Here is a 23475-nt window from a genome sequence, read left to right on the forward strand (position 1 = left end):
GTCAGCAGGCGCACAAGCAGAACGGGTGCCCCGCCGGATCCGCGTACACCCGGAAGGTCTCCGGCGAGTCGTCGAGCAGCTTCGCGCCGATGGCCAGCGCGCGCACGTGAGCGGCCTCCATGTCGGTGACGTCGAGGTCGAGGTGCGCCTGCTGCGGGTTCTCGGCGGACGGCCACGCGGGCGGACGGTGGTCGGGCACGCGCTGGAACGAAAGCCGCGCGCCGCCCTCCGGGTTCCGCAAGGTCACCCAATGGCCGTCTTCGGCGACTTCGGCCGCCTTCCAGTCGAGCAACTCGCGGTAGAACTCCGCCAGCGCGACCGGGTCCGGGCAGTCGAGCGCCACCGCGCCGAAGGTCGGTACCGCACCCATGGTTCAGCCTCCCAGATGATCGAGTAACCAGTGAAGCGATTATGCGGGTTATCGGAGCCGATGACAACAGGTCTCGCCCGTACACTGGGCGAGGTGAACACCGACGCGTCCCTGGTGGTCGAGTTTCTGAACACGGTGAACGTCGAACGCGGCACCGACCTCCTGGACGATCTGGAGACCTGGCAGCGCTGGGCCCGGGACCACCGGCTGCGCGCGGACACCCCCGCGGCCGCGCGCGAAACCCGGGACGCGCTGCGGGCGGCGATCGGCGACCCGCGGCTGCCGCGGCTCGGCCTGCGTGCGCCGGCGGAGATCGTCCTCGGCCCGGAAGGCCCGGTCCTGGTCTCGGAAACGGTCAGCGAAGCGGTGATGGCGGCCTCGACCCGGCTGACCGTCCTCGGCGACTGGATCCGGCTCAAGATCTGCCCGGCGGACGACTGCCTTTGGGCGTTCTACGACGAATCGCGCAACCGGTCGAGGACGTGGTGCTCGATGCGGGCGTGCGGGAACCGGGAGAAGGCGCGGGCCTGGCGGGCACGGACGGCGGACGTCTCGACCTGACTTGCCTGGCACGACGGGTCGCCGACCTGCGGAAAGAGAGCAAGGGACCTTTGGTATCGCCGGCGATCAGCGGGGGTGTGTGGAAATAGGGACGTTGAGTGTCCCTATTTCCACACACCTGTCACCGGGTGTCACGACTTCCGGTGATCTGTGAAAAGAGCGCGAGGGATCTTTACTGTCGCGCCCGTCGCCCCCGCGTCAGTCCAGCGCCTTCACGGACCTTCCCGAGCACCTCCGGCCGAACGTTTGGGTCGGCGACGACCACAACTTCTGGGGTCACCCACCCCCGAGTTACCCCCAGGGGTTGTGCACACCGTTAGGCCAAAGACGTGAAAAGCTGTGGATAACCCTGGGGATGACTCCACTTCCTGTGGACAACTCCCGGCGAGGCCTCCGGAGTGTGGTATACGCCGAAGACTCAGAAGAGCAGCTGCGCGACCGCGTAGATGACCACCCCGGCGAGCGCGCCGACCACCGTGCCGTTGATCCGGATGAACTGCAGATCCCGGCCCACCTGGAGCTCGATCTTGCGCGAGGTCTCCTCGGCGTCCCAGCGCTCCACGGTGTCGGTGATGATCGTGGTGATCTCCTGGGAGTAGTGGGTGACCAGGTAGGCCGCCGCACCCTCCACCCAGTTGTCCACCTTGGACCGGATCTGGTCGTCGGAGACCAGGCGCCCGCCCAGGGTTTCGAGGCCGGTGCGCACGCGGCGCCGCAGCTCGCTCGACGGGTCCTCGGCGGCGTTGAGCAGCATGTCCTTCGCCGTCGCCCAGGCCGAGCCGATCAGCTTCTGCACCTCGTCATGCCCCAGCATCTGGGCCTTGACCTGCTCGGCGCGCGCCATCACCTCGGGGTTGGTCTGCAGGTCGAGGGCGAATTCGCCGAGGAACTTGTCCAGCGCCAGCCGCATCGGGTGGTTGATGTCGGTCTTCACCGCCCACACGAAGGACAGCACCTCGCCGTAGACCTTGTCCGCGAGCATCCCGTCGACGAACTTCGGCGACCAGCTCGGCGCCCGGTCCGAGACCACGCGCAGCATCGTCGTGTGGTTGTCCCGCACCCATTCGTAGGCGCGGTCGCACATCAGGTCCACCAGCTTGTGGTGCGCCCCGTCGGCGAACACGCCTTCCAGGATCTTGCCGAGCGGCGGGCCCCACGGCTTGTCCACGATCCGCTTGACCACGGCCTGTTCCATGATCGCCTGGACGTCTTCGTCGCGGAGCACCTTGACCGCGGCCCGCACGACTGTCGCCAGCTCGGACGTCACGCGTTCGGCGTTGCGCGGCTGCGAAAGCCAGCCACCGAGCCGCTTCGAGACCTCGACCCTGCCCAGCTTCTCCCGGACCACGGACTCGGACAGGAAGTTCGAGCCGACGAAGTCACCGAGGCTGCTGCCCAGCGCGTCCTTCTTGTTCGGGATGATCGCGGTGTGCGGGATCTTGATCCCCAGCGGATGCCGGAACAGCGCCGTCACCGCGAACCAGTCGGCGAGCGCGCCGACCATCCCGGCTTCGGCGGCGGCACGGACGTAGCCGACCCAGCCCGGCCAGCCCGCGGCTTCGGCCCAGCTGGCCAGCAGGAAGATCACCGTGGCTCCGAGCAGGAACGACAGCGCGACCATCTTCATCTTGCGCAGGCCGCGGCGCTTTTCCTCCTCGGCGGCGCTTCCACCTGGCGGATCGGCTGGGGTCACCTTGGCGGGCGTCAGTTGCTCCACACGGCCATTGTCCGTGAGGATGGCTGATCGTGCGCGAACCTGTCCTCGTACCCCGCCTCCAGCCCTTCACCTCGACCATCTTCGCGGAGATGACGGCACTGGCCGTCCGCCACGAAGCCGTCAACCTCGGCCAGGGTTTCCCCGACACCGACGGACCCGCCGGAATGCTCGACGCCGCCAAGAACGCGCTGTTCGGGGGTGCGAACCAGTACCCACCGGGTCCGGGGCGCCCCGAGCTGCGCGCGGCGATCGCACGCCATCGGCTCCGCTACGGCGTCGAGTACGACCCCGCCACGGAGATCCTGGTCACCGCCGGTGCCACCGAGGCCATCGCGGCGTCGCTGATCGCGCTGACGCAGGCGGGCGACGAGGTCATCGTCATCGAGCCGTACTACGACTCGTACGCGGCCGCTGTCGCCATGGCGGGCGCGGAGCGGCGCGTCGTCGGCCTGGTGGAACGTGACGGCCGGTTCGCGCTGGACATCGACGGCCTGCGGGCCGCGGTGACCGGCCGGACCAGGGCGATCCTGATCAACTCGCCGCACAACCCGACCGGCACCGTGTTCACGCGCGCCGAGCTGGAAGCCGTCGCCGCGCTCTGCGTGGAGCACGACCTGATCGCGATCACCGACGAGGTGTACGAGCACCTGGTCTTCGACGACGCCGAGCACGTCCCGCTGGCGACCTTCCCCGGCATGCGCGACCGCACCGTGTCGATCTCCAGCGCGGGCAAGACGTTCAACTGCACCGGTTGGAAGATCGGCTGGGTCTGCGCGAGCCCCGAGCTGGTCGCGGCGGTGAAGGCGGCGAAGCAGTTCATCACCTTCGTCTCGGGCGGCCCGTTCCAGCCGGCCATCGCCCACGCTCTGGACCACGAACTGCCGTGGGCCGAGGACCTGCGCACGAGCCTGCAGGGCAAACGGGACCGGCTCGCGGCCGGCCTCGCGGAGGCGGGGTTCGCGGTGCGGCCGACCGCCGGGACGTATTTCGTCTGCGTCGACGTCCGCCCGCTCGGCTTCGAGGACGCCGCGGAACTGGCCTGGGAGCTCCCCGAACGGGTGGGCGTGGCGGCCGTGCCCGTAAAGGTGTTCACCGATCACCCGGACGAGTGGAAACATCTGCTGCGTTTCGCGTTCTGCAAGCGCAACGAGGTCATCGACGAAGCGGTCACCCGATTGCGCAAACTCCGGTGACTCGTCCGATGTCCTTCACGCCCAGCCGCCCTTTTCGAGGGACCGTCTGAGCCGGTCCAGGCACCGTCTTCGCACCCTGCCCACACTGGCCGGGCTGATCCCCAGCTCCCCCGCGAGCTGGGCGTAGGACAGCTCCGGCCGGTGTGCGAGCAGCCACATCAGGCGCCGGTGCACGTCCGGCAGGCGATCGACCGCCGCCCAGAGCGCGCGGTCACGTTCGGCGCGGACGACCTCGGCCTCCGGGGTCGGCTCGCTGTTCGGAGCCATCCCGGTATCCGGGAGCGGACGCGGCGTTTCCCGCCTGTTCCTGGTGATCATCCGGAGCGCGCGGCGCCGCGCGGTGGTCGTCAGCCAAGCCCCGAGCTTCGCTTCGTCGCGTAGCGCGCCCGGCGCGCGAAGCAGTTCCAGCCAAGCTTCCTGACAGACGTCCCTGGCGTCGGATTCGGTCAGGCGATAGGTCTTCAACGCGCCGAGCACCACGGCCGAAACCGCTTTCACGTCCCACATCCCGGACTCTCCTCTCCCGGCGGCTCGCGTCCGCCACGTCGATCACCGAACGCGACTTCGACGGCACGCACCGCAGCAGGGATCCGGAAAAGGTCAGGTCACCGAGGATTTGAGTAGTTCCACCCGGACCCGGATGGCCGCCGGGCACACACCGAGAGTGATCAACTTCGGTACTCCATGCACCGGAGCCGATTGCGTCGTTCCGCCTAACGGGCTGGATCAGCGGCGGCTGAAGTGAAACACTCCCCTCCGGTGCTAAAACTGGCGCAGCCCCGGGGGACCTGCGACCTGACCGGAAGAGACCCCAAGCAAGATCGAACTCACGGCGGAGAACGTGGGTTTCCGGCGGACGGTGGTGATTGCTGTGAGCGGTGCGGCAGTCGTGTCCCGTCACGGCCTCACCTCCCCGAAGACCGGCTTGCGAATTCTTTTCGCGGGCGGGCTCGCGGTCACGGGCTGGCTTCTCGGCGCCGTCCTGTCCACTCCGGCTTCGGCCGAAGAACAGGCCCCCGTGACGCCGGAGACCTCTGTGGTCCAGCCCGCGAACGACGCGGAATCCGGGAAAACGACTACTCCAAAAGAGTCCACTTCGGACTCCGGCGCGGTCGAGGCCACGAAACCCGCTGAGGCCACCGAAACCCCGAAGACCGAGGCGCCGAAGGAAGAGCCCGCTCCTGTTTCGAGCCAGGAGCCCGTGGCTGCGTCTTCCGAGAACACCGCATCTTCCGAAAGCATCGTCGAGGAAAAGGCCGTTTCGAACGCGAGTTCCGTCGAGAAGACTTCTTCTCCGGAGCCGTCGAAGAAAACCGCGAAGCCCCAGGCGTCCAGCGGTTTGCTGGGCGGCCTCCTCGGCGGCGTGCTGGACCTCGTCGCGAACACGGTCGGCGGAGTCGTCGAAACCGTCGGCGGGGTCGTCGGCGGAATCGGCGAACACGTCGTCGAGCCGATCGTCAAACCCGGTCCGTGCTGCGGATCGAGCAATCCGGTGCTCCTGCCGGGCACCGGCGGCGTGCTCGACCCCGTCTTCGGCGGCGGTTCGGGGCAGTCGGCGGGCGGCTCGGTCACCATCGCCGTCCCGGCCAAGACGGCCACGCCGGCCGTGCCCGCGCCGAACACGCCGGACCCGCGTCCGTTCGTCCCCGCCGGGACCCCCGCTCCGGCGGCGGCCACCCAGCAGAACCACCGCGTCACCCTGCCCGTCCAGGTCAAGGCCGATGCCCAGGCCGCTCCGGCCACGCCCACCACGTCCGACACGCACGCGTCCCGGGACGGCGGCGGCTCGGGCGGCGGCGGTGGCCTGCCGAGCACCCCTGTGGCCCCTGTCGCGCCCACGACGAGCGCCCAGCCCGGGCACGACAACTCCGGCGGCGGCCGCGGGCCGCTCGCCGTGCTCGACGCCGGAATCCCCGCCACGCAGCTGAAGCTCATCGGAACCGGCTGCGACCATGAAGGCGAGCGCACCGGCCGGGAAGCCGCGCTTCCCACCACCTCCCCCGACTGACCTGACCGGGTCGCCGGGGAGAACCACGTCCAAACCAAGATCAACTTCGGTTTTCGACGTCTGATGAGTCCCCGGTAATCAGTCGCGTTTTCGCCTGCCCTCTTTCAGGCATCCCTCTGTCTTCCCGAACGGCCGACCGCGCCCGGCCGGTTCGGATCCCGGCCCCGGCGCCGCGCTGCCTCTTGCGGCGCCGGGACCAGCACCGGGTGGACTCCGGGGGCTTCTGCTCACCGCGCCGAGCAGGAGCCGGCCAAGCTCGAAGTCCGCCTGAACCGCGGGCGGTTCCCGGCACGTCGAGGGGCTGTGCCGGGTAACCGCCGCGGTGCCCGCCTGCGAGATTTCGGTCTCGGGGCGGGCCGGATAGCCGGTGCGCTGGTCGTGCGGCGCCGATGCCCTCCCTGGAGCATCGGCCGCCCCGCCGGCGCACCGGCTATTTCCGTTTCAGGTGACCTGGACGGCCGCCGGGGCGGCCGTGGCGGGGGTCGCGGCCACCGAAGCGGCCGCCGCGCCCAGCCGCCGCACGGCCTCGAAGAGCCTGTCGGCCGGAAGCGCGTACGGCAGCCGCAGCCAGCGCTCAAGTCCGCCGTGGACACCGAACCGCGAGCCCGGCGCCACCTGCACCCCGTGCCCCGCCGCCGCGACGGCCAGGCGCGTGCTCATCGGCTCCGGCAGACGGCACCACAGCGAAAGCCCGCCGGACGGCAGGGTGAACGTCCACTCCGGGCAGTACCAGTTCAGTGCCCCGGTCAGCGCGTCGCGCTGGGCCAGCGTCTCCTCACGACGGTGCGCCAGCGCGGAACCGCCGTCGTCGAGCAGTTCGGCGAGGACGAGCTGCTCGAAGACCGGTGACCCCAGGTCGACGGCGAACCGGGCCGCGATCAGCCTGCCGATGACGTCCTCGGAAGCGCGGATCCAGCCGAGCCGCAGCCCGGCCCAGTGCGACTTCGCCGCGGAGCCGATCGTGATGCCGAGATCGCCCGTGAACGCGCCCAGCGGCGGCGGCCCGTCGACAGGATCGCCTTCGAGGTCCAGTTCGACCAACGTCTCGTCGATGATCGCGGGCGTCCGCGCGCGGCTCAGCGCGGCCGCGAGCCGCTCCCTGCCGACGGCGTCGAGGCGCAGGCCCGTCGGGTTCTGGAAGTCCGCGACGAAGTACGCGAGCCTCGGCGCGGACTGCCTGAGCGCGGCCTCGATCCCGACGATGTCCCAGCCGGTGACCGGGTCCAGCGGCACCGGAACCGGGATGGCGTGCGCGGCGCCGATGGCTTCGAGCGCGTTCGGATACGTCGGCTGCTCGACCAGCACCCGGTCGCCAGGACCGGCCAGCATCCGCAGGACCTGCACGAACGCGTGGTGCGCGCCGTTGGTGACCATCACCTGGTCGGCGTTGGTCGGCAACCCGCGTTCGGTGTAGCGGCGGGCGATCCGCTCACGCAGGATCCGCAGGCCACGCACGTGATAGCCGTTCTCGCCGAGGTGGTCCACCAGCGCCTTCCGGGCGGCGTCCACGCCCGCGACCAGGCCGGGGATGGCGGGCGGGCAGGCCTGGGCGAGGTCGATGAGGTCCTCCCCCGACGGCAGGATCGTCTCCCTGCCCCGGCCGCCAGGAGACGCGATCCAGGACCCGGCCCCGCGACGGCTGGCGACCAGCCCGTCGGCCCGCAGTTTGTCCAGGGCGGCGCCGATCAGCGTGCGGCTGACCTCCAGCGCGTCGGCGAGCTCCCGTTCGGCCGGGAGTTTCGTGCCGAGCGGCAGCCTGCCGTCGAGGACCAGCAGCTCGACCGCCGCCGCGAGATCGGCGGCACCGTGTCGAGAACCACTCTGCCGCCAACCTCCCAGCAAAATGGCCAATTTCGAGCCCGAAACGCGTCCAGTCAGCGGGATCAGCGGTTCCATAAGGCCAATTGTTCCAGATTGGCCATGGTCAAGGTAGCCACTTACCCCCGATGGTGCACTCGTGGCACTTAACCTCGACCTCAAACCCGTCGGCATCTCCCAGGACACCGCCCGACGCTCGATCCAGCTCGTCGGCGGGCTCGCCCTCTACGGCGCCAGCATGGCCATGCTGACCAGGTCGGGACTCGGCCTCGACCCGTGGGACGTGCTGCACGAAGGCCTGATGAAGATCACCGGCCTCTCGTTCGGCACTGTCACCGCGATCGCCTCGGTCCTGGTGCTCCTGCTGTGGATCCCCCTGCGGCAGCGACCCGGGATCGGCACGCTCGCCAACATCGTGGTCATCTCGCTCACCGTCGACCTGGTCCGGGTCTTCCTGCCCGACCAGCACGTCCTCGGCTGGCAGATCCTCAACCTGGTCGCCGGTGTGGTGCTCAACGGTCTCGCCGCCGCGATCTACGTCGGCGCGCGGCTCGGGCCCGGCCCCCGCGACGGGCTGATGACCGGTTTCGCGGCCCGGACGGGCAAGTCGATCCGCCTCGTCCGGACCCTCATCGAGATCACCGTCCTGGCCGCCGGCTGGCTGCTCGGCGGCACCGTCGGTGTCGGCACGGTCCTCTACGCGCTCGCCATCGGGCCGCTGACGCAGGCCTTCCTGCCGTACGTCGTGTGGCGGGAGCGCTGAGGAGTCGCGTGGGTCGTGAGTGGCGATTCGGGTTCTATTGAGGGGTAAGGCAAAGGTGTCGGGTCGACGAGGGCGCGAGTTGTCACTCAGGGTGAGGAGTGTGTGGATTTCTGGTCATCCAACGCACCAAAATCCACACAGTCGAGGCCAACGACCCGGTGTCGCGCAGAGTCACCGACACCGTCCACAAACACGCCAGGTTTGCCTTACCCCTCAATAACCCGAATCGCCACTCACGACCACCTGGGCCGACGATCAACTGGTCGCGTGCTGCTCCAGCAGGCGGCGGACAGCGAGGTAGTCGATGCCGCGCTGCGCGAGGACATCGGCCGCGGCACCCGGGAGCGCCGTGAGCGCGAGCAGCAGGTGCTCACCTTCGATGCGCTTGCTGCCGACTTCGACGGCTTCGCGAAGGCACTTTTCCAGCACCTTCTTCGACTCCGGCGTGAAGGGCCGATGGCCGCGCCTGCCGCGCTGCCCGCCGGTCAGCGCGCCGGGACCGTGGGTCTCCTCGACCCGCTCGACGATGTGCTCGACGTCGATGCCGAACCCGCTCAGGGCTTCGACGTCGGCGTCGCTCATCCCGCCGCGGCGGCGGACGCGGCGGAGGTCGTCGGCCAGTTCGTCCGTCGGGCAGCCCAGTGCGGTGAGCACGCCGGTGCGCTGGGCGAGTGACGTCAGCAGGTGCAGCGGGTCGACGTTCGTGGCCGCCTCGTCCGAGGCGACGCGCTGGGCGTCCATGACGACCTCGCGGAGTTCGGTGGTGAATCGCTCGAACATCAGTGCCTCCCGTACTTCTTGTGCACCGCTTGCCTGCTGACCCCCAGCTCGGCCGCGATCTCCTGCCAGGACCAGCCGTGCACCCGCGCGCTGCGGACCTGCACGGCTTCGAGTTGTTCCACCAACCGGCGCAAGGCGGCGACGGCGCGCAATCCCACCCGGGGATCGTGGTCGCCGGCCCGCGCGGCCAGATCAGTCGCTTCGGTCATGATGTCAACCTACGTTGACAAGTCGCTCACGTCAACCTCAGTTGACAGTTAGGGTCTGGCCCATGGTCGAAATCGTAGTGGCGGAAAGGGACGGAGTAGGCGCGGACGGAGCATCGCGCCCGACCGAAGACCACGTCGCCGTGCTCGGCAACGCCGTGGTGGTACTCGACGGGGCGACCGCGCCGCGACCGGATCTGCCGTCCGGCGGCTGGTACGCGGGGCTGCTCGTGCGCAGCCTGTCGCGAGCGCTGACGGCGGAGCCCGAGGCGGATCTCGCGGTCCTGCTGGCCGAGGCGATCGCCGACGTCGCGCGCCGGGAAGGGCTCGAACCGGGGCGATCACCGTCGAGCACGGTCGCGATCGCGCGCTGGACGGACGAAACCGTCGACGCGCTGGTGCTCGCCGACAGCCCGATCATCGCCTTCGGTCCCTCCGGCGCGGATGCGCTCACCGACGACAGGCTGGTCTCGCTGCGCGACAGCGGTCAGCTCCGCACCGGCGCCGACGTCCGCGCGAAACGCAACGCGCCGGACGGCTTCTGGGTCGCCGAGGCGGAACCGAAGGCGGCCGCCGAGGCCGTCCGCCGGAGCTGGCCACGCTCGGAGGTCGAAGCCCTGCTCCTGGCGACGGACGGTGTCGCGATCGGGGTCGACGAGTACGGCCTGTTCGGCTGGCCGGAAGTGCTCGCCCTCAGCCGGGAACGCGGTCCGGACGCGGTCCTCGACGCGGTGCGCACGGCGGAGAAACAGGACCCGGACGGCGACCGCTGGCCCCGCGCGAAAAGGCACGATGACCAGCTACTGGTAGTGGTCGAACTGGGGTTAGCCCCAGGGTAAAACCGGGGGCATCCCGGATCGGAAAACCGTGCCCGCGCGAGCACGCTGGACGCATGATGTCCCCTGGGGAGAAGTCACGCGTGAGACCTTGGCTGATCGCGTCGGGCGCGGCCATCGGGTGGGCGCTGTTCACCATGGTCGTGCTCCACCTGATCAGCTCACGCGATCCGGTGTTCGACACGCTGTCCAGCTACGCCTACGTCAACCGCGGCACGGGCATGCTCGGCGCCAGCGTGCTCTCCCTGTCCATCGGCTCGCTCACCGCGCTCGGCGCGCTGGCCGCGGCCGGGATCCCGCTCAGCCGCACCACGAAACTGCTGTTCGTGCTGTGGTCGCTCGGACTGGCGGCGGCCGCGATCTTCCCGGCGAGCTACCCCGAATTCCCGGATCCGGTCAGCGGCGAGATCCACCTGTACGCGTGCCTCATCGCGTTCCTCAGTCTGCCCGCCGCCGGCTTCACCCTGCGCGACAACCTGCGCGGCACCCCGGCGGCCAGGCAGGTCGGCCGCCTGGCCTGGGGCAGCGCCGCAGGCCTGATCGTCTTCGGGCTCAGCTTCATCTTCGTGCGCCTGGCCGACATCCCGTTCTTCAAGACGCTGACCGACATCGTGCCGGTCGGGGTCACGCAGCGGCTTTCCCTGGTGGCACACGTGATCCTGATCGCCGGGATGCTGAAGGTCGCGTCAGCGGCTCACCGCGTCAGTGAATTCGGGGGCGTAACCGTAGAGGCCGGGCAGCCCGCCCGTGTGCAGGAAGACCACGTGCTCGTCGGCCGCGAACTGGCCTTCGGCAGCCCACTCGACCAGCGCGGCGCCCACCTTGCCGGTGTACACGGGATCGAGCGCGATCCCTTCCGTACGGCCGAAAAGTCGCACCGCGTCCCACGTTTCGGCGGTCGGGATCCCGTAGCCGGGGCCGATCGTGCGGTCGTCGAGATGCAGACCGTCGAGTGACGGCGGCTCGCATCCCAGCAGCACGGAGGCCGCGATGGTGAGGTCGGCGAGGTTGTCCAGTGCCTCGTCGACCGGATGGCTGACGCAGGCGATGTCCAGCGTCAGCCAGTCGAGGTCCGCCGTGCCGACGACGAGCCCGGCGGACGTCCCGCCGCTGGCGTGCGGGGCGACCAGCCGCGCCTTGGTGACGCCCAGCTCGGCGAGTTGCTCGGCGAGCTCCCGCGCGGCCGCCACGTACCCGAGCGCGCCGACGCCGTCGGAGCCACCGACCGGGAACGTGGCCACCTTGCGGCCCTCGGCCGCGGCCTCGGTGATCAGCCGGTCGTAGGTCTTGCCGGTCTCCTCGCCGTCGCGGCAGACGTGCACGTTCGCGCCGAAGAGGCGGTCGAGGGAGACGTTGCCGGACCGTTCGTACGCGTCGCCGTCGCGAGGGACCTTCGCCGTGAGCACGAGCTCGCACCGCAACCCGAGCTTCGCGCAGGCGGCGGCTGTCTGGCGGCCGTGGTTGGTCTGCAGCGCGCCGAAGGTGATCACCGTGTCGGCGCCGGCCTCGATCGCCGCGCCGAGCAGGAACTCGAGTTTGCGCAGCTTGTTGCCGCCCACGCCGAGCGGATGCACGTCGTCCCGTTTGAGCAGCAGGTTCGGCAAGCCGAGGGCCTCGCCCAGCCGGGGTGCCGGATGCAGCGGGGTCGGGTAGCCGCCGAGGTCGACGCGGGGGAAGCGATCGAGGTCCATGCAGGTCACGTAACCACACCGAGGGCGCCCGATCGAGGTTACCCGGTGGTATCGTTCGTTTGAACGAACGAGAGCGGCAGGGGGAGCCATGACCACGTCGAAACCAGAGCTCGGATTCACGGGCCTGGCCGAACAGGCCTCGATGCTCGCGAGCGGAGCCACGACGTCAGTGGAGCTCACGCGCCTGGCGCTCGAAAAGGCCGAGGCCAGCCAGCCGACTCTCAACGCCTTCAAGAGCCTTCGCACCGAAGAAGCCCTTCGCGAGGCAGAGGAGGCCGACAGGCGCCTCGCCGCCGGAGAGACCGCTCCCCTGCTCGGCGTCCCCACCGCGATCAAGGACGACCTCGACGTCATCGGGCTGCCGACGGCGTTCGGCTGCGAAGGCGACTTCTCCCTCGCGACGACGGACTCCCCGCCCGTCGCGGCGCTCCGCGAAGCGGGTGCGGTGTTCATCGGCAAGACCAACACCCCGGAACTCGGCCAGTGGCCCTTCACCGAAGGTCCCGCTTTCGGCGCGACCCGCAATCCGTGGGACACCGAGCGCACTCCCGGCGGTTCCTCGGGCGGCGCGGCGGCGGCCATCGCGTCGGGGGTGATCGCCGCCGCGCTGGGGTCCGACGGGGCGGGATCGATCCGGATCCCGGCCGCGTGGACCGATCTGGTCGGGATCAAACCGCAGCGCGGCCGGGTCCCGACCGACCGGGAGCTCTTCCACGGCCTGACCGTGGTCGGCCCGCTCGCGCGCACCGTCGCCGACGCGGCCCTGCTGCTCGACGTCGCCGCCGGGACCGGGACGGCGTTCCAGTCCGCCGCCCGCCGCGAACCGGGCCGGATGCGGATCGGGCTCTCCACCCGAATCCCTTTCACAGCCACGAAAACCCGGCTAGATCCGCATGCGCACGCGGCTGTCGTCCGGCTCGCGGAGCGGTTCGCCGAACTCGGCCACGAGATCGTCGAGATCGAACCCGACTACCGGCTGATCGGCCTCACCTTCCTTCCGCGTTCGCTCGTCGGCGTGCGTGACTGGTCCCGTCGCGTCCCGGACCAGGCGCGGCTCGACCCGCGCACGCGGGCCAACGCGCGGCAGGGCTCGGCGCTGGCCGGGCCGGCACTGCGGCTCGCCAGAGCCACGGAACCGTTGCTGCAGCGCCAGATCGGCTCGGTGTTCGGCCGGGTGGACGTGGTGCTCACGCCGACCACCGCGACCCCGCCACCGCGGATCGGCACCTTCGACAAGCTCACCGGCTGGCAGACCGACCAGGCCATGATCGCCGCGTGCCCCTACGCTTGGCCGTGGAACGTACTGGGCTGGCCGGGGGTCAACGTCCCCGCCGGGCTGAGCCCCGAAGGCCTGCCGCTCGGCGGGCAGCTGCTCGGCCCCTCGCACGCGGAGGAACGGCTGATCTCGCTGGCTGCGCAACTGGAAGAGGTCGAACGGTGGCAGGACCGCAAGCCCGAGACCGCTTGGTGAACACCCGCGAGACCATCCTCCACGCCGCGCTCAAGGTGGTCGGGGAACAGGGTGTCGGCGGGCTGACCAACCGCCGGATCGCGCGGCAGGCCGAGGTCTCGCTCGGCACGCTGACCTATCACTTCCCCAGCCAGACGGCGTTGCTGCGCGAGGCGATGCTGCTGTTCGTCGAGGAAGAGACCACGAAGCTGACGGGGTTCGTGGACGCCTACCGCGAGCAGGGGTTGAGTGTCGAGCAGGCCGCGTCGGTGGTCGAGCAGGTCATCTCGCAGCTTCCGTTCGGCACCGACGAACTCGGCGCGCACGAGCTGTATCTGCAGGCCGCGCGCGACCCCGGGCTCCAGGACGCGGCCGCGCGGTGTTTCGCCGCCTACGACGAACTGGCGCTGGTGATCCTGAAGACGCTCGGCGTGCCCTCGCCGGAGCGGCTGACCGGTCCGGTCGTCGCGCTGATCGCCGGACTGCAGTTGCGCAGGCTGGCCACCGGCGTTGACGGCGTCGGCGTCGCGCAGTCGTTGATGATGCTTGTCCGCGGCGCGTCGTGAGCGGTCCGCCGATCGTCAAGGGGACGGCGGCGTGGCGGTACTTCGGCGACTTCCGGGCCGGGCTGCTGGCGGGTCAGGTGCTGGTGCTGCAGGTCGCGCATCCGGTCGTCGCGGCCGGGGTGCGGGATCATTCGGACTACGTCTACGGCGGTCCGGAAGGCGCACGGTACGAAGCGGACCGGTTGCGCGCGCTGCATCGCGAGTTCACCGGGGTCGACGCCGGTGAACTCGCACGCGTACGCCTGGGTGCACGCCACGCTCGTCATGGCTCCCGTTGACACGCAACGGTTCTACGGCAAGCCGATGACCGCGTCCGAACTGGACGAGTACTACGCGCAGATGTGCGACGTCGGACGGCTTCTCGGCCTGCGCGAACAAGATCTGCCGCCGACTTGGCCGGAATTCGAGCGGTATTACGCGGAAACGATCGACGGCTTCGGCCCGAACGAGGCGATCTCGACGCTGTTCGAGACGCTCCAGACGGTGAAGAAACCGTGGCGATTGCTGCCCGACAAACGCTGGGCGAAGCTGCGGCAGGGGCAGCTGTTCGTCATCCGCGGCACCCTTCCGCCCACGCTGCGCGAGCGACTCGGTCTACAGTGGACAGGGCAGGATCAGCGCCGGTTCGACCGGTTCCGTACCGTGGTGAGGACGGCTGTCGGGCTCGTGCCGACGACGTTGCGGTCCTCGCTCATGCGCCGGATCGGCAGGCTGAACGTCTGGTTCCGTGCCCATCCGCGTGCGTACCGCTTCCTCGGCGGCTGATCTCCAGGGTCATCCCCGGCCGAAGTAAGGGCCTCCATCCCCTTTACGGGGGACCCAGGTTCACCCCGCGCCGTGACGCTTTCCCTGACCGTCGTCGTTAACTTCAGGCGGGATGGGGAATTCACCGAGGGGGCGGCGCACGGCGCCGTTGGTCATCGTCCGCGTACTCGTGCTCTGTGCGCTGGCGTCCTTGCTGTTGGGCGGCACCGCCCAGGCGGACGGCGTGTCGAGCGGAGCGGACGTCCAGGTCGCGCAGACGCTCGGCACCCGTGATCTGACGATCGTGCTGCGGCGGATGGACATCGCGCCTGGACCGCTGCACGTCGACGTCGTCACCCACGCCGGAAGCGCGCCGGGAACGCTGAAGCTGCGCGCGTCGACAGCCGGTACGACGTTTTCCGAAACCACGGTGCAGCTGGACGGGAAACCCGGTGCCCATCCGGCGCAACTGCGGGTCGACCAGCCGGGGCCGTGGGAACTCGGCCTCGACGACGGGACGGACACCGCGTCGATCCCGTTCCTCGTCCCGGCCAGGGTCATTCCCCCTTGGGAGAAGGCCACTTTCAGCGGATTCGTCGGCGCGGGCGTGTTCCTGGTGATCGGTCTCGTCGTCGCGATGCGCGTCCGGCGGCCGCAGCTCGCGCTGATCCCCGCCGGCGGGATGGTCGCCGCGCTCGCGGTCGCCGTCACCGGCGCGATGCTTTCGGCGTCGACACCGGCACCGCCCGCACCCGGCGCGACGCTGGACCCGACAATCGACAACATCCAAGACCCGTACGCGAACGCGCAGATGTCCACTGTGGACTTCTCGCGGCCGCCGGTGAACCTGGCCGTACACTCCCCGAACGCGCGATCGGGCGGCCTCGCCGAGGTCCGGCTCGCCTTCGCGGACGGCTCGACCGGCCGCCCTGTCGACGATCTCTTGGTGCACGACAACGCCTTGGTGCATCTCGTCGTCATCTCGCCGACGGGCAGGCTCTGGCATCTGCATCCGGTGCGCGTCGGCCCCGGTGACTACCGGGTGAAGTTCACGCCGCCCGAGGCCGGGACCTACGCCGTCGCCGCCGAAGTCGCCCGGAGAGGCGGCGGCGTGCAACTGGTGCGCACCACGCTGCCGGTCGCGACGGGCACCGACTCCCCCGCCGAACCCGTGCCCGCGGGGGCGGGCGCGCGGGTCGTCAACGGGAACCCGGTCGACGTCGAGGTCAAACCGGGCAAGCCGACCACGATCACCGCGCGGTTCGGCAAAGCGGATCTCCAACCCTGGCTGGGCATGCTCGGCCACCTGATCGTCGTCGGCCCGATAACCGGCGACACCCGGGTCGGCGCGGATGCCGCTGCCGCGCCGACCTGGGCACATGTGCATTCGATGATCCCGCAATCGCCCGGTCTGCCGGGAAAGCCCGATGAGACCGTCGCCGCGTACGGCCCCGACGTCCCGTTCACCTACACCTTCGCCGCACCCGGCGAGTACCGGATCTGGCTGCAGGCCGAACGCGACTACACGGTGCTGACCGTGCCCATGCAGCTCGAAGTCCCGCCGGAAGGGGCGCCGCAATGACCATCGAGAAGTCCACAGTGGACACTCAGAGACGCAAGCCGGCCCTGCTCATCTCCGTGGTCGCCGTGCTCGTGGCGGCGATCGTGGCTTGGCTGGTGTGGCCGAGCGGCGGCGGGGAACAGGTACAGCGCTCGACCCAGGGCCCGTACACGGTTCAGCTGTCGGTCGCGGATCCGCACCAGGGCGGCAATGTCTTCGCCCTGACCGTCACCGGCGCCGCGCCGGACGTCGTCACCGTCGAACCGGTGATGCCGCAGATGGGGCACGCGCTCGCCCCGTCGCCCGCGATCGCGGAGGCGCCGGGCCGGTTCCGCACCGGTGACGTCCTGCTGCCGATGTCGGGCCAATGGGAGATCACCGTTTCACTGCGCGGGCCGTCCGGCGCCACGCAGCACGTTTTTCCTTTGCTGGTCAAGTAAGAGAGGGAGGTCGGGGGTATGGATCTCACCGCGGGAGGGGCGAGGGTCGCCTCGGTGGCACGAAGTGAACGCACCGGTCTCGTGCCGGCGGGCACGGTGCTGGCCGGATCGGTGATCTCACTGGTCGGGCTGACCTGGGACATCCAGTGGCACGGCGACGTCGGCCCGGACACGTTCTTCACACTGCCACATCTGTTCCTGTATTCGGGCAGCGCGATCTCCGGGCTCGCGAGCCTCGTGATCGTGCTGATGACCACGGCCGCGCGCCGGGCGGGCCGCGAAGTCGACGCCCGGGTCGGCGGCCGGGCGATCAACGTCTTCGGCAAGGTCTTCGCCGCACCGGCCGGCTACCTGGTGACCGGGACCGGCGCGGCGATGTTCCTGCTGTATGGCCTGTGGGACCAGTGGTGGCACGGCCTGTACGGCTTCGACGCCGTGATCGACTCGCCGCCGCACATCGGGCTGCTGCTGTCGATCACGCTGAGCATCATCGGCACGGTCATGGTGTTCGCGGCCGCGCGGGAGCACCGCTGGGGCACCCTCGGCGTGGTCGGCAGCCTCGGCGTGCTGATCGCGTTCAGCACGGTCACCGTGCTGGGGCTGCAGCAGATCGACGTCGACCTGGTCGACGTCATCTCCGTGGGCATCGCGCTGCTTTCGGTGCTGCTGGTCTCGGCGGGCGCCGGATTCTGGCGGCGGCCGGGCGGAGCGGTCCGGGTCGCCGCGGCGCTGGCGGTCATCCAGGCGATCACCTGGTGGTTCTCGCCGTGGGCGGCGGAGGCCTACGCGAGCGCCGTCGGCCTGCCGATGCGGGACTACATCGACGGCGTGCCCGCGATGCCCGCGATGATGCCGATGGCGTTGCTGCCGATCGCGGCCGTGCTCGAAGCGGTCTACCTGCTTTCGCGGCGCGGCTGGTCCACCGGCCGGGTTTCCGTGCTGGCGGGCGGGATCGGCGGATTCCTGATCGGAGCGAGCATGCCGATCCAGAACGTGTTCGTCTACGGGATGGCCAGGGTCGATTGGCCGCTCGTCATCGTGACGGCCGCCGTCGGCGCGGTGTTCGGGCTGCTCGGCGGGTTCGCCGGGTGGCGGTTCGGCGGGATGCTGAGGCTGCTGGCCCCGGCGAAGGGGGACGACGCGCATGCGTAAGACACTGCTGGCCCTGGCGGCGGCGATCGGGTTGCTGTTCGCGACCACGCCCGCGGCGAACGCCTACGAACCGGTGAACATCGTCCATACCGAACGGGTGCAGGTCGGCCCGTACGGGATGACGGTCGGATTCAGCACGTGGCCGTTGCGCGCCATGCAATCGCTGGACTTCACGTTCATCCCGGACGACGGGATCGCCGGGAAGTCGGGCACGCTCGCGTTCCTCAACCCGGAGACCGGGCGGCTGGGCCGCGGCCAGCCGCTGGCGAAGCATCCGCGGAAACTGGAGGTGTGGGGACTGGACATCCGGGCCCTGCAGACGCAGGGCTCGTGGACGTTCCGGTTCGAGATCGACGGACCCGCCGGCAAGGGCACGGGCGAACTCCGCGATCTGGCGGTGCTCGAACAGCCGGGACCGCCGATGGCGGTGAGCTGGTCGATCAGCCTGATCCCGCTGATCGTCCTCGCCGTCCTGATCACCATCGCCTGGAGGCGCACGAAGTCCAGGCTGCGCGGGAACGTGCTCCCGGCGACGGTATGACTCGAAGATCGGATGGCTCGCGTGTCCCACGGGACGCGCGAGCCTTCTGTCATGGGCTCAAATCGAACTGTCCGGCCTTGACCGCCTTGAGGAAGGCGTTCCACTCACCGGAATCGAAGACGAAGACGGGACTCGCGGCCAGTTTGGTGTCACGCACCCCGACCAGGCCTTCCCTGCCGAGGTTGACCTCGACACAGTTCCCGCCATTGGGTTCGCTCGCGAAGGACTTCTCCCAAGCGGAGTCGTCGAACAGCGACACGGCCGTGGTCGGATCGTAATCCGCCGCCGATGGATAATCGGCCATTGGTCGTACCTCCGAACGTCGGTCGGGGGTGCGGGACGCGACCTGCGCGAACCGTCACGGCCCCGGCTTCTCCCTGCCTCAACGGGACTATCCCGCACGGCCAAGTGGGTGATCAACTCTGCCCACCCTCGACATGAAGATTATTCCAGGAGTAGGATTAATCGCAGCGGCCGGGGCTCGGTTGTTGGTGAATCGCTCGCAGTATGCAGAAAACCCGGCGACAGTTGTCACCGAGGGCGCTCACCAGGAAGTTTCACCGTTCCAGCAGGCCACCGACGGCAGGTGACCGGCCGGGACACGACCCCGCGGCGCGTGACCACCCACCGCCGACCTCGTGGGGGAGGATCAGCGTGATCATTCAGGACACGATGCCTGCGACGGTACTCGCCGTCGGCAGGCTCATGGCCGGGACAGCGGGCGAAAGCCGCCGCTCGGCACACCTTTTCGACCTGCACTCCGGGGGCTCGCACCCCGAATTCCTGCACGCCCGTTGTGGCGCGGCGATGCCTTACGACCACCTGGAATGGATCCCCGTCGGTTCGGGGATGCCGTGTGAGCGTTGTCTCGGCCTGGCCGGTTCGGCCGACCAGACGCGGTTGCCGCGGCCGAGCCGGGGGGTGTGACCGTCATGGCCGTCCGCCTCACCACGCTGCTGTTCCGCCGTGAGGACGAACGCCAGACCTCGGCGAAGCACCGCAACATCGGGCTCGAACTGCGTCAGCGGTTCGGGTTCAGCCTCATCCAGGCCCCGCTGCGCAAGCAGCCGCTGTGGAACTCCGAAGTCGATTTCCCCGTCCGGCGCGGCGCGCACCGGGACCTGATCAGAACCGGCCGGCCGCTCGAAGGTCACTTCGAGCTGACACCCCTGATCGGGCATCTGACCGGCCGGGCCTGAGGGATCAGGGCTTGCGGCCCAGGCCGCCGAGTCCGCCGGTGAAGGTCGGGTCGTCCGCGAACCGGTTGCTCGCCCGGGAAGCCGCCTCGTCCAGATGCCAGGTGGCCATCCAGTCGATCCCCGGCTCCACCAGCTCCAGGCCGTCGAAGAACGCGGTGAACTCCGCGCGGGACCGCAGGTGGAACGGCGCGCTGGTCTTCTTGTAGAGCTCCTGGACGTTCTCCCGGTTGTCGCCTTCCTTGCGGGTGACGCCGTCCTCGGTCAGATGCGAGGACAGGAAGTACGAACCGGACGGCAGCAGGTCGACGTAGCGCTGGACCATTTCGTGGACGGGTTCGTCCGGGCCGAGGAAGTACAGCAGGCCGACCAGGACCAGCCCGATCGGCTGCCGGGGGTCGAGCACGCCGGTTTCGAGGGCGCGCTTCCAGATGTCGGCGGGATCGCGCACGTCGCCCTGCAGGACCGCGTGCCGCCCGAGCAGGCCCTCCCGTTCCAGCAGCAGCTGGGAATGCGCGACGGCGACCGGCTCGATGTCGACGTAGACGACACGGCTGTCCGGGTTGACGGCGCTCGCGATCTGGTGGACGTTGCCGACGGTGGGCACGCCGGAGCCGATGTCGAGGAACTGGGTGACCCCCTGGCGCGCCAGGTATCCCACGCCGCGGCCGAGGAAGTCGCGGCCGACTCGGGCGAATGTCTTGACCTCCGGGAACTGCTTCAGCACCTGCGAGCCGAACTCGCGGTCGATGGCCCAGTTGGCGGAGCCGCCGAGGAACCAGTCGTACACCCTGGCCACGTTGGGTCGTTCGAGGTCGACACCTTCGGGGGCTTCAGGGTCTCTGGGGTCCTGCTGCGTCGTCATACCGTCACACCTCGTCAGAAACCGGGTTTGCGGGCGACCCCGCCGATGGCGCAGTTAAGCGTAGGCGAGCGGGAGTCGTCCAGCCGCCAGGCACCGACCTGGACCAGCCCCGGCGCCACGAGGTCGAAATCCCCGAAGAAACCGAGGAGCTCTTCCTTTCCGCGGAAGGTCGCGGGTGTGCTCGACTGCTCGTACTGCTTCACGACGCGCTGGATCTGCTCCAGCTCGTCACCTTCCACTCCGGACATCGTGACGTGGGAAAGCACGTAGAACGAACCGGCGGGCAGCAGTTTCCGGTACCGCGCGATGACGGCGGCGAGTTCGGGGCCCGGCACGAAATGCAGGACCGCGACGGTGAGCAGGGCCACCGGCCGGGCCGGGTCGAGCACGCCGGTGTCGAAGGCGCGCTCCCAGATGTCGTCCGCGTCGCGCAGGTCTCCGCCGATGACCGCGTGCCTGCCGGGGTCGCCGCCTCTCTCCAGCAGGATCCTGGCGTGCGCCACGGCGACCGGTTCGTTGTCGACGTACACGCACCGGCTGTCGTCGTCGACCTCACCGGCGATCTCGTGGACGTTGCCGACCGTCGGCACACCGGAACCGAGGTCGAGGAACTGGTTCACGCCGTGCTCGGCGCAGTGCCGCACCGCGCGGCCGAGGAAGGCCCGGTTGGCCCTGGCGACGGAACGGATGAGCGGGAAGGCCTTGACCAGCTGCTCGCCGAATTCCCGGTCCACCGCCCAGTTCGCGGTTCCCCCGAGTGCCCAGTCGTAGATCCGGGCGGCGTTGGGACGCTCGAGATCCACGCCTTCGGGAAGGAACTGCGGGTCCACGTCCAGCCCCTGTCCACTCGACCGCGCCGATACCGGTAACCCTACCGAAGGGAGGCGGCGAGCTCTCAGGATTGCATCTGATTGCGGTACAGCTCGGCGAGTTCCTTGAGGAACTGCCGGGTCTCCTGGCGTTCCAGCGCGGCGCCGCGCAACCTGTCCCAGGAGTCGACGAAAATGTTGAAGTCCTTGACGTCGTCGAGGTACAACCCGCCCGCGGAATGCTCGATGTAGACGAAATCCCTGGTGCGATCGGGAAAACGCATGATGGTGAAGTCGTTGGGCACCGCGGCGAGCCGCGCGCCGAACGGCAACACGTGCACATACACACGCGGATGCTTGTCCAGGGCCAGCAGATGTTCGACCTGGTCGAGCATCACCGCCGGGGCCGAGCCACCGGGAGCGCGGCGCAGGGAGCCTTCACTGATGATGAACCGGTAGTAAGGCGGCTGTTGTTGCTCGAAAACGGCCTTGCGGTCCAGCCTGTTGCGGACCAGCGAAGTGACGTCGGTGGCGCCGGCCTCGGTGAACTGCTTGAGCATGTAGTGCTCGGACTGCAGCGGGCCGGGGACGCGCTCACCGTGCCAGGTGAGGATCTCCGCGGCCGCGGGTTCGAGGTCGGTGAAGGTGCGGAACCAGTGCGGCACCACGGATCGATAGCCGGACCAGTGGCCGCGCTGCCCGGCCGCGGCGCGGGCCAGGTTCATCAGCGTGTCGGCCTCGTCGCCGTTGATCCCGAACGCGTTCAGCATCGATCGCACATCCCCGAGCTTGACCCCGACGGCACCGGACTCGATCTTGTTGACCTTGCCCTGGGTGCAGCCGAGAACTTCGGCGACCTGCTGCTGTGTCATCCGCGCGGCGTTGCGGGCATGCCGGAGCTCGTTCCCGAGCTGCTTCCGGCGCGAGGTGACGGTGCTGGCCATCAGCCTTGCTCTCCCGGACCACATAGCCAGGACGGCGGCTTCCCGTCGTCCTGCGCGCGAATACTCGAACCCACCCAGGGTACTTCACCTTGCGGGGTTCGATGATGACATTCCGCAGCGTTCCAGGAAACGGCCGAAAACACCAGTCACCTGGTACATCACCCTGGTGGCGGAACGATCTCGTCACATTTCGGGCACGTTCGCCGGGCATAGTGACCGAGTGGACCAATCCCCCTTCGCCCGGCGAGTCTCCGACGACGTCTTCGGGTACGTGCAACCCGACGGCTCCTGGTGGATCAACAACTGCGGGTTCGTGGCCGCGGGCGATCACACCGTCGTCATCGACACCTGCTCCACCGAACGGCGCACGCGTGCCCTGCTGGAGACGGCGGCGTCGACCGCCGACGCGCCGGTGACCACCGTGGTCAATACGCATCACCACGGCGACCACACGAACGGCAACTACCTGGCGACCGGCGCGACGATCGTCGGGCACCGGAAGACCCGCGAGGTGATGGTCGCGACCGGGATCGACACCTACGAGAACGCGTTCACCGGGAACGACTGGGGCCATCTGGAGCTGAGGCCGCCCGAAGTGGTGTTCGACGACCGGCTGACCGTGCACGCCGGCGACGTCCGGCTGGAGCTGATCCACCCGGGGCACGCCGCGCACACCACCAACGACGTGCTGGTCTGGCTGCCGGAGCGGCGGGTGCTGTTCGTCGGCGACCTGATCTTCAACGGCGGGAGCCCGTTCGCGCTGATGGGCTCGCCGGCCGGCTGGCGGCAGGCGCTGGACCTGGTCCGCGAGCTGGAGCCGGAGACGATCGTGCCGGGACACGGCCCGGTGTGCGGGCCCGAGGCGATCGACGTCGTCGACGGCTACCTGGGCTTCCTGCAGAAGCTCGCCTCACGGGGGAAGGCCGCGGGACTGACGCCTCTCCAGGCCGCCCGGGAAGCGGATCTCGGGCCCTATGAGGCACTGTCCGAACAGGAACGGCTGCCCGCGAACCTGCACCGGGCCTATGCCGAGCTGGACGGCCTGGAGTGGGGCGCGCCGATCGATCTGGGGGCCGCTATGGCGGACATGGTCGCCTTCAACGGTGCTCCGATCCGCTGCTTCTCTTGACGCTGCTTCTCCTGACGCTCGTGAGTGGCGGGCTCGCTCGCTTGCCACGGGCCCGGCTTCGGGTGTCGCGAAAGCCACTTTCGAGACGTCAGATGTCTCGAAAGTGGCTTTCGCGACGCATTCGATGGCGGGTGG

The 23475-nt window shown here is 69.4% G+C and carries 25 protein-coding genes and 2 pseudogenes; 16 read left to right on the forward strand and 11 right to left on the reverse strand.

Annotation, left to right across the window (positions count from 1 at the left end; all coding sequences use genetic code 11):
- Position 1: 1 nt before the first annotated feature.
- Positions 2-370 (reverse strand): VOC family protein, encoded by a 369-nt coding sequence (locus ACZ6YV_RS12275; protein WP_465509630.1) that lies wholly within the window; start codon positions 368-370, stop codon positions 2-4.
- A gap of 60 nt (positions 371-430) precedes the next feature.
- Between ACZ6YV_RS12275 and ACZ6YV_RS12280 the strand changes: the two genes are divergently transcribed.
- Positions 431-931, forward strand: a complete 501-nt coding sequence (locus ACZ6YV_RS12280) for a CGNR zinc finger domain-containing protein (RefSeq protein ID WP_465509631.1) — start codon at positions 431-433, stop codon at positions 929-931.
- Positions 932-1349: 418 nt separating this feature from the next.
- Here ACZ6YV_RS12280 and ACZ6YV_RS12285 read toward each other — a convergent pair whose 3' ends face one another.
- Positions 1350-2648 (reverse strand): DUF445 domain-containing protein, encoded by a 1299-nt coding sequence (locus tag ACZ6YV_RS12285; protein WP_465509632.1) that lies wholly within the window; start codon positions 2646-2648, stop codon positions 1350-1352.
- Positions 2649-2677: 29 nt separating this feature from the next.
- Between ACZ6YV_RS12285 and ACZ6YV_RS12290 the strand changes: the two genes are divergently transcribed.
- Positions 2678-3841 (forward strand): pyridoxal phosphate-dependent aminotransferase, encoded by a 1164-nt coding sequence (locus ACZ6YV_RS12290; RefSeq protein WP_465509633.1) that lies wholly within the window; start codon positions 2678-2680, stop codon positions 3839-3841.
- A 15-nt stretch (positions 3842-3856) separates the two neighbouring features.
- On the opposite strand, the gene ACZ6YV_RS12295 is transcribed toward ACZ6YV_RS12290, so the two are convergent.
- A complete protein-coding gene (locus ACZ6YV_RS12295; protein WP_465509634.1) occupies positions 3857-4348 on the reverse strand; it encodes an RNA polymerase sigma factor in 492 nt (163 codons plus the stop codon).
- Positions 4349-4712: 364 nt separating this feature from the next.
- Here ACZ6YV_RS12295 and ACZ6YV_RS12300 point away from each other — a divergent pair, with 364 nt between their 5' ends.
- Entirely contained in the window at positions 4713-5849 is a 1137-nt protein-coding gene (locus tag ACZ6YV_RS12300; protein ID WP_465509635.1) for a hypothetical protein, read from the forward strand.
- A gap of 441 nt (positions 5850-6290) precedes the next feature.
- Here ACZ6YV_RS12300 and yczR read toward each other — a convergent pair whose 3' ends face one another.
- Positions 6291-7745, reverse strand: a complete 1455-nt coding sequence (gene yczR / locus ACZ6YV_RS12305; protein WP_465509636.1) for a MocR-like transcription factor YczR — start codon at positions 7743-7745, stop codon at positions 6291-6293.
- 61 nt (positions 7746-7806) lie between these two features.
- On the opposite strand from yczR, the gene yczE reads away from it, so the two are divergent.
- The gene (yczE, locus tag ACZ6YV_RS12310; RefSeq protein ID WP_465509637.1) at positions 7807-8430 is read left to right on the forward strand and encodes a membrane protein YczE; all 624 of its coding nucleotides are present in this window, start codon (positions 7807-7809) and stop codon (positions 8428-8430) included.
- 255 nt (positions 8431-8685) lie between these two features.
- Here yczE and ACZ6YV_RS12315 read toward each other — a convergent pair whose 3' ends face one another.
- Together ACZ6YV_RS12315 and ACZ6YV_RS12320 are read right to left on the reverse strand one after the other, a co-directional pair.
- Positions 8686-9210 carry a Clp protease N-terminal domain-containing protein gene (locus ACZ6YV_RS12315; RefSeq protein WP_465509638.1) on the reverse strand — a complete coding sequence of 175 codons (525 nt, stop codon included), beginning with the start codon at positions 9208-9210 and terminating at the stop codon, positions 8686-8688.
- A complete protein-coding gene (locus ACZ6YV_RS12320; RefSeq protein ID WP_378238363.1) occupies positions 9210-9419 on the reverse strand; it encodes a sigma factor-like helix-turn-helix DNA-binding protein in 210 nt (69 codons plus the stop codon). The genes ACZ6YV_RS12315 and ACZ6YV_RS12320 overlap by 1 nt, the downstream gene beginning before the upstream one ends.
- A 62-nt stretch (positions 9420-9481) precedes the next feature.
- On the opposite strand from ACZ6YV_RS12320, the gene ACZ6YV_RS12325 reads away from it, so the two are divergent.
- The gene (locus ACZ6YV_RS12325; protein WP_465509639.1) at positions 9482-10255 is read left to right on the forward strand and encodes a hypothetical protein; all 774 of its coding nucleotides are present in this window, start codon (positions 9482-9484) and stop codon (positions 10253-10255) included.
- Positions 10256-10389: 134 nt separating this feature from the next.
- Positions 10390-10860: pseudogene (locus ACZ6YV_RS12330) on the forward strand (DUF998 domain-containing protein); the annotation flags it as partial.
- A gap of 78 nt (positions 10861-10938) precedes the next feature.
- Here the strand turns inward: ACZ6YV_RS12330 and ACZ6YV_RS12335 are convergent.
- The gene (locus ACZ6YV_RS12335; RefSeq protein WP_465509640.1) at positions 10939-11943 is read right to left on the reverse strand and encodes a D-cysteine desulfhydrase family protein; all 1005 of its coding nucleotides are present in this window, start codon (positions 11941-11943) and stop codon (positions 10939-10941) included.
- A gap of 88 nt (positions 11944-12031) precedes the next feature.
- Here ACZ6YV_RS12335 and ACZ6YV_RS12340 point away from each other — a divergent pair, with 88 nt between their 5' ends.
- From ACZ6YV_RS12340 to ACZ6YV_RS12370, 7 genes and pseudogenes are all read left to right on the forward strand, one after another.
- Positions 12032-13414: an amidase gene (locus ACZ6YV_RS12340; RefSeq protein ID WP_465509641.1), complete on the forward strand. Its 1383-nt coding sequence runs from the start codon at positions 12032-12034 to the stop codon at positions 13412-13414.
- Positions 13411-13959, forward strand: coding sequence for a TetR/AcrR family transcriptional regulator (locus tag ACZ6YV_RS12345; protein WP_465509749.1), 549 nt, complete (start codon positions 13411-13413; stop codon positions 13957-13959). The genes ACZ6YV_RS12340 and ACZ6YV_RS12345 overlap by 4 nt, the downstream gene beginning before the upstream one ends.
- 83 nt (positions 13960-14042) lie before the next feature.
- Positions 14043-14724, forward strand: a pseudogene (locus tag ACZ6YV_RS12350) (oxygenase MpaB family protein).
- A gap of 112 nt (positions 14725-14836) precedes the next feature.
- Positions 14837-16285, forward strand: coding sequence for a hypothetical protein (locus ACZ6YV_RS12355; protein ID WP_465509642.1), 1449 nt, complete (start codon positions 14837-14839; stop codon positions 16283-16285).
- Positions 16282-16704, forward strand: coding sequence for a FixH family protein (locus ACZ6YV_RS12360; RefSeq protein WP_465509643.1), 423 nt, complete (start codon positions 16282-16284; stop codon positions 16702-16704). The genes ACZ6YV_RS12355 and ACZ6YV_RS12360 overlap by 4 nt, the downstream gene beginning before the upstream one ends.
- An 18-nt stretch (positions 16705-16722) precedes the next feature.
- A complete protein-coding gene (locus tag ACZ6YV_RS12365; protein WP_465509644.1) occupies positions 16723-17856 on the forward strand; it encodes a hypothetical protein in 1134 nt (377 codons plus the stop codon).
- Complete coding sequence (locus ACZ6YV_RS12370; RefSeq protein ID WP_465509645.1) at positions 17849-18397, forward strand: hypothetical protein; 549 nt, start codon at positions 17849-17851, stop codon at positions 18395-18397. Before ACZ6YV_RS12365 ends, ACZ6YV_RS12370 begins: the two co-directional genes overlap by 8 nt.
- A gap of 49 nt (positions 18398-18446) precedes the next feature.
- Here ACZ6YV_RS12370 and ACZ6YV_RS12375 read toward each other — a convergent pair whose 3' ends face one another.
- Complete coding sequence (locus tag ACZ6YV_RS12375) at positions 18447-18701, reverse strand: DUF397 domain-containing protein (RefSeq protein WP_038520263.1); 255 nt, start codon at positions 18699-18701, stop codon at positions 18447-18449.
- A gap of 350 nt (positions 18702-19051) precedes the next feature.
- Between ACZ6YV_RS12375 and ACZ6YV_RS12380 the strand changes: the two genes are divergently transcribed.
- Positions 19052-19324, forward strand: coding sequence for a hypothetical protein (locus tag ACZ6YV_RS12380; RefSeq protein WP_101611959.1), 273 nt, complete (start codon positions 19052-19054; stop codon positions 19322-19324).
- Between the two features lie 5 nt (positions 19325-19329).
- Entirely contained in the window at positions 19330-19596 is a 267-nt protein-coding gene (locus ACZ6YV_RS12385; RefSeq protein WP_378238353.1) for a hypothetical protein, read from the forward strand.
- A 4-nt stretch (positions 19597-19600) separates the two neighbouring features.
- On the opposite strand, the gene ACZ6YV_RS12390 is transcribed toward ACZ6YV_RS12385, so the two are convergent.
- The 3 genes from ACZ6YV_RS12390 to ACZ6YV_RS12400 all read right to left on the reverse strand — a co-directional run bounded on the left by ACZ6YV_RS12390 (position 19601) and on the right by ACZ6YV_RS12400 (position 22211).
- Positions 19601-20458, reverse strand: a complete 858-nt coding sequence (locus ACZ6YV_RS12390) for an SAM-dependent methyltransferase (protein ID WP_378238352.1) — start codon at positions 20456-20458, stop codon at positions 19601-19603.
- 14 nt (positions 20459-20472) lie between these two features.
- A complete protein-coding gene (locus tag ACZ6YV_RS12395) occupies positions 20473-21288 on the reverse strand; it encodes an SAM-dependent methyltransferase (RefSeq protein ID WP_465509646.1) in 816 nt (271 codons plus the stop codon).
- A gap of 65 nt (positions 21289-21353) precedes the next feature.
- Positions 21354-22211 carry a helix-turn-helix domain-containing protein gene (locus ACZ6YV_RS12400; protein ID WP_465509647.1) on the reverse strand — a complete coding sequence of 286 codons (858 nt, stop codon included), beginning with the start codon at positions 22209-22211 and terminating at the stop codon, positions 21354-21356.
- Positions 22212-22431: 220 nt separating this feature from the next.
- Here ACZ6YV_RS12400 and ACZ6YV_RS12405 point away from each other — a divergent pair, with 220 nt between their 5' ends.
- Complete coding sequence (locus ACZ6YV_RS12405) at positions 22432-23340, forward strand: MBL fold metallo-hydrolase (RefSeq protein WP_465509648.1); 909 nt, start codon at positions 22432-22434, stop codon at positions 23338-23340.
- Positions 23341-23475: the final 135 nt, after the last annotated feature.

Source organism: Amycolatopsis sp. NPDC102522 (genome assembly GCF_055584485.1).